Annotated in this window: 13 protein-coding genes; 9 read left to right on the top strand and 4 right to left on the bottom strand. The window is 62.7% G+C overall.

Annotation, left to right across the window (positions count from 1 at the left end; all coding sequences use genetic code 11):
• Positions 1 to 137 precede the first annotated feature (137 nt).
• From LDZ27_RS22475 to LDZ27_RS22490, 4 genes are all read left to right on the top strand, one after another.
• Positions 138 to 992 (top strand): oxidoreductase, encoded by an 855-nt coding sequence (locus LDZ27_RS22475; RefSeq protein WP_244817331.1) that lies wholly within the window; start codon positions 138 to 140, stop codon positions 990 to 992.
• Positions 993 to 1,019: 27 nt separating this feature from the next.
• Positions 1,020 to 1,592: a M48 family metallopeptidase gene (locus tag LDZ27_RS22480; protein WP_244817332.1), complete on the top strand. Its 573-nt coding sequence runs from the start codon at positions 1,020 to 1,022 to the stop codon at positions 1,590 to 1,592.
• Positions 1,593 to 1,720: 128 nt separating this feature from the next.
• On the top strand, positions 1,721 to 2,515 hold the full coding sequence (locus tag LDZ27_RS22485) for an EAL domain-containing protein (protein WP_244817333.1): 795 nt from the start codon (positions 1,721 to 1,723) through the stop codon (positions 2,513 to 2,515).
• A 199-nt stretch (positions 2,516 to 2,714) separates the two neighbouring features.
• On the top strand, positions 2,715 to 2,999 hold the full coding sequence (locus tag LDZ27_RS22490; RefSeq protein ID WP_244817334.1) for a response regulator: 285 nt from the start codon (positions 2,715 to 2,717) through the stop codon (positions 2,997 to 2,999).
• A 39-nt stretch (positions 3,000 to 3,038) separates the two neighbouring features.
• On the opposite strand, the gene LDZ27_RS22495 is transcribed toward LDZ27_RS22490, so the two are convergent.
• The 3 genes from LDZ27_RS22495 to LDZ27_RS22505 all read right to left on the bottom strand — a co-directional run bounded on the left by LDZ27_RS22495 (position 3,039) and on the right by LDZ27_RS22505 (position 6,968).
• A complete protein-coding gene (locus tag LDZ27_RS22495; RefSeq protein WP_244817335.1) occupies positions 3,039 to 3,308 on the bottom strand; it encodes a hypothetical protein in 270 nt (89 codons plus the stop codon).
• 75 nt (positions 3,309 to 3,383) lie between these two features.
• Positions 3,384 to 4,445, bottom strand: a complete 1,062-nt coding sequence (locus LDZ27_RS22500) for a glycosyltransferase family 2 protein (RefSeq protein WP_244817336.1) — start codon at positions 4,443 to 4,445, stop codon at positions 3,384 to 3,386.
• Between the two features lie 558 nt (positions 4,446 to 5,003).
• A complete protein-coding gene (locus LDZ27_RS22505; RefSeq protein WP_244817337.1) occupies positions 5,004 to 6,968 on the bottom strand; it encodes a methyl-accepting chemotaxis protein in 1,965 nt (654 codons plus the stop codon).
• A gap of 396 nt (positions 6,969 to 7,364) precedes the next feature.
• Between LDZ27_RS22505 and LDZ27_RS22510 the strand changes: the two genes are divergently transcribed.
• Positions 7,365 to 8,654 carry an MFS transporter gene (locus tag LDZ27_RS22510; protein WP_244817338.1) on the top strand — a complete coding sequence of 430 codons (1,290 nt, stop codon included), beginning with the start codon at positions 7,365 to 7,367 and terminating at the stop codon, positions 8,652 to 8,654.
• Between the two features lie 37 nt (positions 8,655 to 8,691).
• Here the strand turns inward: LDZ27_RS22510 and LDZ27_RS22515 are convergent, their stop codons facing one another.
• Positions 8,692 to 9,699, bottom strand: coding sequence for a LacI family DNA-binding transcriptional regulator (locus LDZ27_RS22515; RefSeq protein WP_244817339.1), 1,008 nt, complete (start codon positions 9,697 to 9,699; stop codon positions 8,692 to 8,694).
• A gap of 185 nt (positions 9,700 to 9,884) precedes the next feature.
• Between LDZ27_RS22515 and LDZ27_RS22520 the strand changes: the two genes are divergently transcribed.
• The 4 genes from LDZ27_RS22520 (at position 9,885) to LDZ27_RS22535 (ending at position 14,326) form a co-directional block, all read left to right on the top strand.
• A complete protein-coding gene (locus LDZ27_RS22520) occupies positions 9,885 to 10,715 on the top strand; it encodes an NAD(P)-dependent oxidoreductase (protein ID WP_244817340.1) in 831 nt (276 codons plus the stop codon).
• Positions 10,712 to 11,620 carry an SMP-30/gluconolactonase/LRE family protein gene (locus tag LDZ27_RS22525; RefSeq protein ID WP_244817341.1) on the top strand — a complete coding sequence of 303 codons (909 nt, stop codon included), beginning with the start codon at positions 10,712 to 10,714 and terminating at the stop codon, positions 11,618 to 11,620. Before LDZ27_RS22520 ends, LDZ27_RS22525 begins: the two co-directional genes overlap by 4 nt.
• Before the next feature lie 161 nt (positions 11,621 to 11,781).
• The gene (locus LDZ27_RS22530) at positions 11,782 to 13,125 is read left to right on the top strand and encodes an MFS transporter (RefSeq protein ID WP_244817342.1); all 1,344 of its coding nucleotides are present in this window, start codon (positions 11,782 to 11,784) and stop codon (positions 13,123 to 13,125) included.
• Between the two features lie 244 nt (positions 13,126 to 13,369).
• Positions 13,370 to 14,326, top strand: a complete 957-nt coding sequence (locus LDZ27_RS22535; protein WP_244817343.1) for a TauD/TfdA family dioxygenase — start codon at positions 13,370 to 13,372, stop codon at positions 14,324 to 14,326.
• The last annotated feature ends 2 nt before the right edge of the window (positions 14,327 to 14,328 follow it).

Raw genomic sequence — 14,328 nt, forward strand, 5'->3', positions numbered from 1 at the left:
GGTCGGTTCTAATTTCCGTTTCCAGCAGTCTCAAGCCTAATTCGGCGTATCAAATGCTTAATCGCGGCTCAAGCGCATTTGTGCGGTTGCGCTCAGAATGACCGCAATCGCCGTAATCACGACACATGGGGACTGCAATGTCAGCTGCATCGAACGAATCGCCTGTCTGGTTCATCACCGGCTGCTCGACCGGCTTCGGGCGGGAGATCGCCGCTCGAGTCATCGAGCGCGGATGGCGCGCCGTCGTCGCCGCGCGCAATCCGGACAGCGTGGCCGATCTCGTCGAGCGTGCGCAAGGACGAGCCATTGCCGTGAGACTCGACGTGACGCGCCCCGACGAAATCTCCGCAGCCGTGGCGGCGGCGCACGATTCGTTCGGCCACATCGACGTGCTCGTGAACAACGCGGGCTTCGGCTATCTCGCGGCAGTCGAGGAGGGCGAGGACGACGAAGTGCGCGCGATGTTCGAAACCAACTTCTTCGGCGCCGCCGCGATGATTCGCGCGGTCCTGCCACGCATGCGCGATCGGCGCGCGGGGCATATCGTCAACATCACGTCGGTGGGCGGGCTCGTCGGCAATCCGGGCAGCGGCTATTACGCGGCGACCAAGTTCGCGCTCGAAGGCCTCGGTGAAGCGCTGGCCCGCGAAACAGAGGGACTCGGCATCAAGGTCACCGCCGTCGAACCCGGCCCGTTTCGCACCGATTGGGCAGGGCGCTCGCTCAAGCAGACACGTCAGCCAATCGACGACTACGCCGAAGTCGCGGGCCGCCGCCGCGCGGCCATCGCGGAGCGCAGCGGCCAGCAACCCGGCGATCCTGCGCGCGCGGCGCAGGTCATCATCGAGGCAGTCGAAGCGGACAATCCGCCCGCGCATCTCGTGCTCGGCAACGCAGGCATGGAGCTCGTGCGCGGAAAGCTCGCGCAGTTGACTGCGGATCTCGACGCATGGCAAGCGCGCAGCGCGTGGAGCGACAACCCCATAGCGTGATGCTCGCGCGAAAAAACGCGGTGCAAGATGGACGCCGCCCTTCTTCATGCTTCGCACCTGGTCGCGCGCCATGCGGCGGCACTGGGCATCGCGCCGCCTGCCGTCCGGCTCGTCACAGCGAGCAGGAGTCCCTGCTACGAAGCGCTTTTCAACCGCATCGAACTGAATGAGCGCACGCTCGCGTTGCCTGAGCCTTTGCTATCCCTCGTCCTCGCGCATGAAGTCGGACACGCAACGCAGCGCCTCGCATTGCTCGCGGACCTTGTGTTGACGATGCTCGCCGTCGCGCTGCTAATCGCCGTGCCTTGCGTCGCCTTCGTGTTCTTGCCGGATGACGATCTCTGGCGCGTCTCTATTCCCGGCGCAGGCTTCGCGATGCTGGCGGCCGTTTCATGGACGGCATGGCGCCCGCACGCGGCGAAGCGCGCCATCGCAATGGAAATCGACGCCGACGCGAAAGCCGCGCAAGTCTGCGGCGCGCAGCCGGCCTTGCTTGCGCTCGAGGCGCTGGCCATGCAAGGCATCGTCGATGCGGTGCGGCTGGAGGCCATGCGCGGGCGTGTGCACGGTCATGCATCGGCAAGCGTGAAGAACGCCTAAAGACGCGCTAAAGAAAGCGCCAGTGCATGCCGTTAGATGGCTTGATGGGCGCTCGAATGATCGGTCAACTTGACGTTGTTCGCGGCGCCGCACCGGGAAAACATGCACATTCAATCAGGATCGATTCCATGAACGATGCACGAGGCGTTGCAACCGGCTTTGCGATTCATCTCGCATCGTCGGGATGTGCGGGCTGCAAGACGGACCCCGATTCCGCGCTTGCGCTTGCGTTCGCATTCCAGCCTATCGTCGATGCGGTCTCCGGCAAGGCTTACGCGCACGAAGCGCTCGTGCGCGGCCCAAATGGGGAGCCCGCCGGCACCGTCCTATCGCAAGTAAGCGACGCCAATCGCTATCACTTCGATCAGCGTTGCCGCACGCACGCCATCGCACAGGCCGCGCAACTCGGGCTGGAAGGATTTCTGTCCATCAACTTCATGCCGAACGCGGTGTACAAGCCCGAAGCCTGCATACGCAGCACCTTCGAAGCGGCCGAGAAGCATGGCTTTCCGATCGAGCGCATCATCTTCGAGACGGTGGAAGGCGAGAACATCATCAGCCGGCCGCATCTCGTCGATATTTTTCGCGCTTACAAGCGCTTTGGTTTCCAGACGGCCATCGACGATTTCGGCGCGGGGTATTCCGGCCTGACGTTGCTTGCGGATTTCCAGCCGGATCTCATCAAGCTCGACATGGAACTCGTGCGAGGCATCGACAGCGACGTGGTGCGCCAACGCATCGTCGCGGGTGTGCTTGCAATCTGCCGCGATCTCGGCATTCGCGTGATCGCGGAAGGCATCGAGACTAAAGGCGAACGCGATTTCTTTCTCGCCAACGATGTACGTCTGATGCAAGGCTATTTCTTTGCCAAGCCCGCTTTCGGTGCAGTCCCGGTTCTCAACGAAGCATTGTTCGCCGCTTGAGAATGGCTCGTTTATTGCGTTCATCGGTCATGCAAAAGACAAGCGCCGAGCCTGAGCCGCTATATAGGCCGCCTCTAAGCGGCTCCATAAGCCGCGCGCACAATAAATCCACGAAATTCACGCTTCGGGATGACCGATCATGTACGTCCTGTTTGTAGAAGACGACACGCGCCTTTGCGATGCATTCAGAGACTTGGCCGTGTCACTGGGACATGTTGCACACGTTGCCTATGACGGTCATCAGGCGATGCTGCTCGCCGCCGAAAACCGCTACGACACGATCTTCATCGACATCGGCTTGCCGGATGTCGATGGCCGCGATCTGTGCCGGCGCTTGCGCGCGGCCGGCCCGAGCCAGCTTGCATGCGTCGTCGCGGTAAGCGGCGACGACCGGCTCAAGAACGAATTGCACGAGCACTTCGACGGCTATTTCCTGAAGCCATTTACGGCCGACGGCTTCAGAGCGGTGCTCGATGCGTGTTGAAGGTGCGTTCGGGCCAAGCATCAGGGCCAAGCGTCAGGGCTATGCGTCAGGGCCGATGTCGGCGTCGTCCGCGGCCTTGCGCTCGCGGCGTTCCTCGTTCGCGCGGCGCGCACGCAAACGCTGACGCGACAATTGCACGATGACTTCGCCCGTCGTCGCGCCCGGCGGAATTTCGTTGCGTATGACTTTAGCGACCATCGGCAGGCCCATGCGCTGCCTGCGCAATGCGCGAGCGATGGCGCTGCGGCACGCTGGTCCGTGGCAGTCCCATTCGTCGCGGATTCTCTCGCAGTAAGGACATTTCTCCATTCAAGCAGTTTACTGCGAAATGCGCTGCGCTCGCCGCGGCTCAGGCGGCGGGCGTGCGCTCCCGCGCTAAAGCGCCTAGCTGCTTAACTGATTTTGCGGGCCTGGCCTTCGCGCGCGCTGATGATGGTCGAGGCTGCGCCTCAGTACTTTCTTGACGAGCCCCTTGAGGAAATGAATCGACCGGTCCGCTCGCACGTTCAGATCGAAAGGCTTGAGCGCCATCACTTGACGCCCACTGCGCTCCGTGAGTTTCGCGCGTGTCTTGCGATGGTCCGCCGCCATCGCCGATAGCGTTTCTGAGGCCTGCCTGAACGATGCGCGATCGACTCTTGCGCAGACATGGCAAGCGCGGCTGAAGATCTTGTCGAACACCGTGAGCCAGAAATCGTCGAGATCGCCGCCGTCGCAGCGCGCGAGGGCTTCGCGGCCGTTCAAGTGCAAGTCCTGCATGTCGCGCAGTGTCGCCTTCTGCGTGATGCTGCCGAAGCGCCGCCGATAACCGATCAACGGCTCGGCCACACGATAGAAGCGCTTCGCTCGCAGATACAACGATGGGACGACCGCGATGTCCTCGTAGTGCCTGCCCACGGGGAAGGGCATGTTCTTGAATAGTTCGGTGCGATAGACCCGCGCCCACGCGAACGTATGAAACGTATCGGCGAAATGTTGAAGCGCGGCGCGGTTCATCGGATGGCCGCCGCTCTCGGGTGTCGTCACGAGTTCGAGCTTGTCGAGGTCGCGTCCGTGATCGTCGATGATCGTCACGTTGTATTCGACGAGGTCGTACTGGCGTTCTGCCAGGCGTGGAATGACCGCTTCGCTAAAGCCTTTGAGATAGATGTCGTCTCCGTCGAGAAAGCCGACATAAGGCGTTCGCACGGCGGCGAGTCCCGTATTGCGTGCGGCGGAAAGCCCGCCGTTCTTCTGGCGAATGAGTTCGATATGGGCGCCGCCGTCTCGTTCGACGACGGCTTGTGCGGCGGCATAGGTCTCGTCATGAGACCCGTCATCGACGACGATGATCTTCATCGCGTCGATATGAGGCTGGCTCAGCAACGACTCAAGTGCTTCCTCGATGTAACCCTCGATGTTATAGGCTGCCACCACGATGGTGAGCAGCGGACTTGTGTCTTGCACAGAGTCACGCTCAAACGACATATGGACGCTCCGTCGCAAATCGGTTGCTGGTGCGCCATTGTGGCGACGCAATGGCGCGCGAAGGTTCTGCGCTCCCCGGTGAAATCTCTGGTCGATGATCTCCGAAATATGCTTGCGCGCCTGCGTTGAGCGCGGCGCGCGGACATTTTCGCGATCTAGTTATGGGAATCTCTGGCCGGTCCGGTCGACGTCTCGCAGGACCGTGGACGAACCACATGGTGCCGGACACCGGGCCCATGCCCCGATGCGATGCATGCGATAACGATCGGAGAAGCAATAGATCGGACTTGTCGCGGCGGGTTCCTCACCGTTTGCGCTTTCCTTCGCCCGAGCGAGAAGCGCAAGTTCGGTGCCGCGACTCGTGGATACAGAAACGTCGCTGAGCCGGACTACGCTCGAAAAGGCCCGCTGCTTCCAAGCGCCGGGAAGCATAGTGTCCCGCGCGCCAGTGTCAACAGCGTTAATGCGACAGATCGCGGTCAAACATTAGCAAGAGCGATGCCACTAAGATTGGTTGCCTTCATTAGCCCGTTGCACTCACACGCGGAACATGCTGACCGCGCGCGAAAGCCGCTCTGCCTGATCGCGGAGTTCCGCCGTCGAATGCTCGGCTTCGCCGACGAGCGCCGCGTTCTGTTGCGTCGCCTCGCCGATCTGCATTACCGCGGCATTGACTTGCTCGATGCCGCAAGCCTGTTCGCGCGATGCCACGCCGATGTCGCCGACGATCGCATTCACGCGCGCGACGCGCTCGACGATCCCGCTCATCGTGCCGCTTGCCTGCTCCGCGATCGAATAACCGTGTGCGACCTTGGCCGCGGATTCCGCGATCAGCGCTTCGATTTCCTTGACTGCGTTCGCGCTGCGTTGTGCAAGCGCGCGCACTTCCGATGCAACGACCGCGAAGCCCCGGCCATGCTCGCCCGCGCGCGCGGCTTCGACGGCGGCGTTGAGCGCGAGAATGTTCGTCTGAAAGGCGATACCTTCGATGGTTGCGGTGATGTCCGCGATGCGCCGTGCGGATGCATCGATCTCGTTCATCGTCTCGACGACGCGGCCCACGGCTTCGCCGCCCGCCTGCGCAGCATCCGATGCGGACGCGACGAGCGTTCCCGCCTGCGCGGTATTGGCCGCGTTCTGCTGGACCGTCGACGTGATCTGCTCCATGCTGGCCGCCGTTTCTTCCACGCTCGATGCCTGCGTCGCGATCCGCAGGGCGATATCGCTGCTGCCCGAGGCGATGCGCGCGGCACCGTCGTTCATGTCGGCGGACGCGCTGCGCACTTGCGCCACGATGCCCGCGAGCCCTTGCGAAACGCCGTCGATCGCACGCATCAGCCGGCCGATATCGTCGTCGCGCGCGGTATCGATGCGAACGGTCAAGTCGCCCGCGGCGATGCGCTCGGACGCGCGCGTGACTTCGTCGAGAGGGCGGCTAACGAGCTTTCTCACCGCGAAGAGCAGCACGCCGACGAGCATCGCGATCACGACGAAGCCCACCGCAAGAAAGCGATTGCGGCTCGCATGCACGCCCGCGAGCAGTTCGTCGCGATAGGCGATGCCGCCGATCATCCAGTTCCATTGCGGCACTGACGTGTAGATGATTTCTTTCGTGCCGCCGTGCACGCGCGCATCGGCGCCGGGGATGTCGGCGCCCTCGAACGTCAGCCGGCCTTCGCGTGTTTCCAGCATGTGCCTGAACGGTGCGACGCGTTCGTCTGCCACTTGACCCTCGCCGCCGGGATGCACGAGCAGCGTCGCCGCATTGGCGGCATTCGCGCCATTCGCGGCACGGACGACGAAGTGATAGCCGCTCGCACCGATCCTGAGCTTGCGAATGTCGTCCTGCAGCGCGGCCATTTCGGCGGAGACATCGACACCGACGAAAAGCGCGCCGATGACGCGGCCCGCCGCATCCGTCACCGGCTTGTATTCGGTGATGTACTGCTTGCCGAACAATGCCGCGATGCCGATGTATGTCTTGCCCGCGAAGATCGGACCGTATGCCGGACCCTTGCGATCGAGCAGTGTGCCGACCGCCCGCGTGCCGTCCTGCTTCTTGAGCGAGGTCGTGACGCGCACGAAGTCGTCGCCGGTGCGCGCGAAGATCGTCGCGATCGCACCGCTTTCGCCGAGAAACGCGTCGGGGATCGCATAGTCGCCGTTCAGTGACCTGTCGCCGGCGCTCAAGGTCGGTGTTGCGACGCCGCCGATATCGACGGTATGCGTTTCATCGAGCGTGTACGTGTCCGGCAGGCGATGCGCGAACATCGTCATGAAGCGCGAGACTTCGGCGTTCACTGCGCTGTCGTAGAGGCCGATCATCGTGACGATTGCGCGGTTGTCGCTTTCGACGCGGGCCAGCGCATGTGCGCTCACCTGCTCGCCCGCCGTGTGCGTGACGGCGAGCGTGAAACTCGCGACGACGATGGCCGCGAGCGCGCACGCGATGACGGCGAATTTGGTCCCGACGTTCGTGCGGGCCAGACGGATATGAAGCATGAGATGCGTTGAGTAATTGAAAGGTAGCCCGGTTTTATCGGCAGCGAGCGGGGTGATCTTTAGTTTCTTGCGGCCGGCTCTGGGCGGCTCAAACGTCTTGCGGCGCGAATTGCGTATTGCATGCGGTATGCAACACGCAACATGCAATACGCAATTTGAGGCACGGTTCGAAAAACGATTAACGCGAGCTATTTGCCGTGTTGAGCGAGAGACGCCGCCGTAGGGTAAGTCCAAAGCTGTTCAACCTGTGCGCAAAGCCCTTATCCTAGAAAAACGTTTTCCAAGTCTGACGGCGACGCGACGCATACGCGCTCGACGTCACCCTGCGCGGCGCTCGTCGCCCTCCATGAACTGACAACGCGGGCCGACGAGCGCCGCCGCGTATCGGAGACATTCATGCAAACAGCCGTCGTCGGTGTCGTGCGTGCCGCGAGCCGCTATCGCTGGACCGTATGCGCGTTACTCTTCTTCGCGACCGTCATCAACTACATGGACCGGCAGATTCTCGGTCTGCTCGCGCCGCTGCTTCAGCACGACATCGGCTGGACGCAGGTTCAGTACGGGCGCATCGTGATCGCGTTCTCGGCTTTCTATGCGGTCGGCCTGCTGTGCTTCGGGCGAATCGTCGACTGGCTCGGCACCCGTATCTCGTATGCGCTCGCGATGTTCGTCTGGAGCATTGCCGCGGTCCTGCACGCGGCAGTCGGCTCGGTCATGGGCTTCGCGATGGTGCGCGCGCTGCTCGGCATCGGCGAGGGCGGCAATTTTCCGGCTGCCATCAAGACGACGGCCGAATGGTTTCCGCGTCGCGAGCGCGCGCTCGCCACTGGCATTTTTAATTCAGGCGCAAACATCGGCGCCGTGTTCGCGCCGGCCATCATTCCCGCGCTTGCCGTTGCTTTCGGGTGGCGCTCGGCGTTCGTCATCATCGGCGCGATCGGTATCGTATGGCTCGTCGTCTGGTTCGCGATGTATCGCCAGCCCGACGCCAGCGCGCACGACGACGAGTTGTCCCACGAAAGCGACGAAGCCGAAGCCGCCGATCGCGCCAACGCCAAGGCACGCGCGCCGGGCTTCAAGGTGCTGATCAGAAAGCGCGAGACGTGGGCGTTCATCGTCGGCAAGTTCCTCACCGATCCGGTCTGGTGGTTCTATCTGTTCTGGCTGCCGAAGTGGCTCAACGAATCGCGCGGCATGGACATGCAGCACATCGGGCTGCCGCTCGTCGTGATTTACGCGATCACGACGGTCGGCAGCATCGGCGGAGGATGGATCTCGTCGGCGCTCTTGCGCAACGGCTGGAGCGTGAATGCCGCACGCAAGACCGCGATGCTGATTTGTGCATGCTGCGTTTTGCCGATTGCATTCGTTTCGCAGGCGCATGACCTTTGGGTCGCGGTGGCGATCGTCGGACTCGCGGCGGCGGCCCATCAGGGCTGGTCAGCCAATCTCTTCACGACTGCGTCCGATCTGTTCCCGCGTCGCGCGGTGGGTGCCGTGGTCGGCATTGGCGGGATGGCGGGTTCGATCGGCGGCGTGCTCTTTTCCGAGGTCATCGGCCAGGTCTTGCAGCGCACCGGTCAGTACTGGGTGCTCTTCGCGATCGGCGCGCTTGCCTATCTGATTGCATTTTGCATCATGCATGCACTCACGCCGAAGATGACGCCCGCGAAGCTCGACGCGTGATACGCGACACAGCGCACGTCGGACCGGTCACCGGCCGTCAGGCACCGGCCGGCGCGGTCGCGGCAGCAGTCGATTCGCGCACGATGAGTCGCGGCTCGAACATGGAATTGCCTGGATCGGGGTGGCCGGCGAGCGCGTCGATGAGCTTCTGCATCGCGAGTTCGCCCATCTTCTCGCTCTGGATGTCGACGGTGGTGAGGCCGGGCGCGGCATACGCGCCGTACGGCACGTTGTCGATGCCGGTCACCGACACGTCTTGCGGCACGCGGATGCCGAGCGTCGCGGCCTCCTTCATGAAGCCGAGCGCGATCAGATCGTTGTAGCAGATGACGGCCTGCGGACGTCGCGGGCCGAGCATGACGCGCGAGCATGCGTGTTCGCCGGCGAGCGAAGTGGGAGCGTGTGCATCGTGTACGTCGAGTTCGAGGCCCGCTTCCGCGAGGCATTCGCGCACGCCGCGAATGCGTTCGTCGTTGATGCGCGCCTGCCCAAAGCCAAGGTATGCAATATGCCGATGCCCAAGGTTCAGCAAATGCCGCGCGAGCATGTGAGCGGCGAGCCGGTTGTCGATGCCCACGCTCGGTATCGGCAGCGCTTCCGCGTTGCGCAGCAGGACGACGGGCTTGTCGAGATCGAGCATCCAGCGCGCTTCGTCGTCGGGCAAACGCGAACTCACGATCAGGCCGTCCACGCGCTGCGAGAGCGCTTCGATGAGCGGGCGCTCGCGCGCCTGGTTCTCGTCGATGTCCACAAGCAGCAGCGTGTAATCGTGTCTTAGTGCGATGCGGTTCGCGCCCTTCACGACGTGGGTGAAATGCGGATTGCTGATGTCGAGAATCGTGAGGCCGATGGTGCGCGTGCGGCCAGTGATCATCGAGCGGGCGAGCGGGTTCGAACGATAACCGAGCGAGTCGATCGCGGCCTTGAGCCTCGCTTCCACCGGAGCCGAGAAGCGCTGTGCGCCGTTGATGTACTTGGACACCGTCGCAACGGACACTCCGGCTGCGGCGGCGACGTCGCGAATCGTCGGAGAGTTCTTCTTCATGTCAGGGTAACGTTTTCTTCGAATTTTCCAATGTTTCGGATTGTCTCAGAAAAACAGGTAACTGAATGGTTTTTTGCATGCTGCATGCGGCGCACAGAATGCAGATTGACGCTGGCTTGGCGCCCCCGTTATAGTCAAGAAAACGTTTTCTTTCTTTTTGCCCTAAACGCACACTGGGAGTCTGAATGAATGAGTCAACCGCAGCGGGCAAGCCGTTCAAGCGCCTGCTTCTGACCGGCGCGGCCGGCAATCTCGGCCGTCAATTGCGCGGAGCGCTCGCGCAGTGGGCGCAAATCGTGCGCGCATCCGATGTCGCACCGCTCGACGACGCCGCCGCGCATGAGGAGCTGCGCGCCGTCGATCTCGCGGACCGCGCCGCCGTGACGAGCCTCGTCGAGGGCGTCGACGCGATCGTGCATCTCGGGGGCATTTCCGTCGAAGCGCCGTTCGACGATCTGCTCGAAGCCAATATTCGCGGCACCTACAACCTGTACGAGGCCGCGCGCCGTCACGGCGTGAAGCGCGTCGTCTTCGCGAGTTCCAATCACGCTATCGGCTTTCATCCGGTGACCGAGGTGCTCGACGCCGACGCCGCCCAGCGTCCGGACAGTCTCTACGGCGTCACCAAGTGTTTCGGCGAATCGCTTTCCCGCTATTACTTCGACCGCTTCGGCATCGAGACGGTGTGCCTGCGGATCGGCTCGTCGTTCGAGGAGCCAAAAAATCCGCGCATGCTCGTCACGTATCTGAGCTATCGCGACTTCATCGAGCTCGTGCGCTGCTCGCTATTCACGAATCGCGTGGGGCATACGGTGGTGTACGGGGTGTCGAACAATCCGCTCAAGTGGTGGGACAACACGAAGGCGGGCTTCCTCGGCTTCAACGCGCAAGACAGCTCCGACGAGTTCAGGAACCGTTTCCCGGCGAGCGCGCCCAGCAGCGATCTCGACGACCCGGCGCAGCGTTTTCAGGGCGGCGCGTTCGTCCTCGGCGAGCCGATGGAGCGCAGCCGATGAGCGACTCGATCAAGCCCGAGCGAATCGATGCGGCGGGGCGTGCGGCCGTCGGTGAATGCCCTGTCTGGCACGCAAAAGACCGCGCGCTGTATTTTGTGGACATCCCGGCGCGACGCATCGTGCGCTGCGACGTGCAAGCCGGCACGCGTACGGAATGGACGCTTCCTGAGCAGGTCGCGTGCTTTGCATTCGATTCGGCCGGAACACTGGTGGCAGGCATGGACACCGCCCTGTACGCCGTGACGCTGCATGACGCTGGCGAGGCTCGCCTCGGGAAACTCGCCGCGCCGCCTTTCGACGCGCCCGGCATGCGCTTCAACGATGGCCGATGCGACCGGCAAGGCCGCTTCTGGGCCGGCACGATGGTGCAGGACATGTCGCTCGCGAGTGCCGCGGGCGCGTTGTATCGGTACGACGCGCGGGGCGTGCTGTCCGCACCGGTGGTGGATGGACTCGTGACGCAGAACGGCCTCGCCTTCTCGCCGGATGGCCGAACGATGTATCTCTCCGACTCGCATCCGACGCGGCGCCTCGTCTGGGCGTTCGACTTCGATACCGAAACGGCCACGCCGCATGACCGCCGCGTGCTGGCGGATCTGCACCACTACGCGGGACGTCCCGATGGCGCGGCTGTCGACGCGGACGGCTGCTACTGGACGTGCGCCAACGATGCGGGGCGACTGTTGCGCTTCACGCCGCAGGGCAAGCTCGACCGTGCGATCGAGCTGCCCGCGAGCAAGCCGTCGATGTGCGCGTTCGGCGGCGACGACCTCTCGATGCTGTACGTGACATCGATCGTCCCGGCTTCGAATGCGACCGAACACGATGGCTGCGTGTTCGCCGTTCGTCCCGGCGTGCAAGGATTACCGGAGCCGGAGTACGGCGGTGTGTTACCGGTCGCATAAATGTCGGAAACGCACGCTCCGATGCTTCGCATATCGGGATCGAGGCTCACAATACAGGCTAAACACCAGTTCTTTAGTTTCCTCTTACAGAGTAGGCTCGACAGGTCGCATCTATATCAACGACTAACGATCTGACGCTTTCCCAATGGGAGGAGACATTGATGGACCTTGAAACCCGCACCATGAAGCGCGTGATGCTTCGGCTCGTGCCATTTCTGATCTTGTGCTACTTCGTCGCGTATCTGGACCGCGTCAACGTCGGCTTTGCTGCACTGCAGATGAACAAGGAGCTCGGCTTTTCCGCGAGCGCGTTCGGTTTCGGCGCCGGCATTTTCTTTATCGCGTACTTCTTCTTCGAGGTTCCGTCGAACCTGCTGCTCGAGCGCTTCGGGGCACGGCGCTGGATCGCGCGGATCATGTTCACATGGGGCATTCTCGCTGGCGCGATGGCTTACATCCCGCATATCGCCCGCGCAACCGGCTTGTCGAACGCTTACGTGTTTTACGGGCTGCGCATTCTGCTCGGCATCGCTGAAGCAGGCTTCTTTCCCGGCATCATCTTTCTGTTGACGCTCTGGTTCCCGGCGAAATATCGCGGTCGTGTGGTCGGCTATTTCATGGCGGCGATTCCGCTGTCCACCGTGATTGGCGGCCCCATTTCCGGCGCACTGCTGCAGATGGACGGCATCAAGGGTCTCGCGGGATGGCAATGGCTCTATCTCATCGAAGCGGTGCCCGCGCTGCTGCTTGCGTTCGTGGTCTTCTTCTATCTCACCGACAAGCCCGCCAATGCGACGTGGCTCGCCGACGACGAACGTCAATGGCTCGTGGACCGGCAAGCGCACGAGCGCGCGCATCGCGAAGCGGTGCATTCGTTCAGCGTCAAGGAAGCGCTTTTCAATCCGCGCGTGCTGGCCATCGCGCTCATCTACTTCGGCGCGAACTCGACCAACTATGGCTTGAGCTTCTTCCTTCCGCAGATCGTCAAGGCGTTCGGACTGACCAACGTGCAGACCGGCTTCGTCACGTCGCTGCCGTATGCGGTCGGCGTCGTCAGCATGGTGCTGTGGGGACGACGTTCGGACCGCAAGCTGGAACGACGCTGGCACGTGGCTATCGCACTGATGGTCGCGGCGGCAGGCATCGCGGCATCGGCGGGTCTCGACAATCCAGTCCTTAAGATGCTGGCGCTCTCGATTGCGGGCTTCGGCATCTTCGGCTGCCTGCCGGTAATCTGGACGCTGCCGGCTGCGTTCCTCTCGGGCGCGGCGGCGGCAGGCGGCATCGCGGCGATCAACTCGCTCGGCAATCTCGCGGGCTTCTTCGGTCCGTATGTGATGGGCTGGATCAAGGACAGCACGGGCGGATTCGGCGCGGGTTTGCTGTGCCTTGCGGGAGCGGGCATGGTGGGCGTTGCCGCAGTGTTGCTGCTGCATCATGACGCGGCGCTCGAGACGATCCCGGGTGCACACGACATCGAGGATGGCGAGCCTGTGCGGTCCTGACGTCTGACGCGTTTATCATCCTTGCTTCGATGCCCGCTTCGGCGGGCATTTTCTTTCGTGCGTAGCGCAACGTCGCAATGGCGCGAGGGCGCTTATCTTGCTCGCAGATATCGCTATCATCCATTCTTGGTTGGCGGGCGCATGGCGCGCTTGTACAGTCGATGTGTCGCGTAACCGGACGTTCGCAGGTAATTAGTATGACAAAATAGTATGCATTCCAACCAGAAGCAAAAGGAGATGCCAAGTGAACGCAGCGGTCATCGCTAACCAAGCGCATGAAGCAGAAGTGAAGGTGAGTCCTTTGTCCGCGCATATCGGCGCGCAGATCAACGGAGTGGACCTCACGCGGCGCTTGTCGGACACACAGGTCAAGGCGATTCGCGCTGCGTTATTGAAGTGGCGCGTGTTGTTCTTCCGCGAGCAGTTCCTGACGCATGAGCAGCATGTTGCGTTCTCCGCGCAGTTTGGCGAACTCACGCTCGGCCATCCGGTGTTCGGTCATGTAGACGGGCATCCGCAAATCTACTCGATCTCCAAGTTTCGCAAGGCGACGCGCTTCGAAGGGCAGGCGCTGCTGCGTCCGTGGACCGGCTGGCATACGGACGTCACGGCGGCCGTGAATCCGCCTTTCGCGTCGATTCTGCGCGGCGTGACCATTCCGCCCTTCGGCGGCGATACGCAATGGACCAACCTCGTCATCGCCTACGACAAGCTCTCGGCGCCGCTGCGCGCATTCGTCGATGGCTTGCGCGGCGTGCATCGCTTTGCGCCGCCTCAAGGCGCGAGCGGCACCGATGCGTTCGCCAAAGCCGTCGACGATCACACGCTCGTAAGCGAACATCCGCTCGTGCGCGTGCATCCCGAAACCGGCGAACGCGCACTCTATGTGAGCCCTGGATTCCTCAAGTCTGTCATCGGACTGACGCCGCGTGAGAGTCAGGCCTTGCTGGAGTTGCTGTGGGAACACGTCACGCGGCCTGAATTCACCGTGCGCTTCAAGTGGGAGCCGGGCAGCATCGCGTTCTGGGACAACCGCACGACCGCGCATCTCGCGCCGACCGATATCTTCGATCTCGACTTCGACCGGCAGCTATATCGCACGACGCTCGTGGGCGACGTACCCGTTGGACCCGATGGAAAGCCATCGGTGTCGATAGAAGGGTCGCACGTAGGCGCCGCCGCTGCCGTCGCGCTGAATTGAGT

The organism is Caballeronia sp. Lep1P3 (assembly GCF_022879595.1).
GTDB lineage: Bacteria > Pseudomonadota > Gammaproteobacteria > Burkholderiales > Burkholderiaceae > Caballeronia.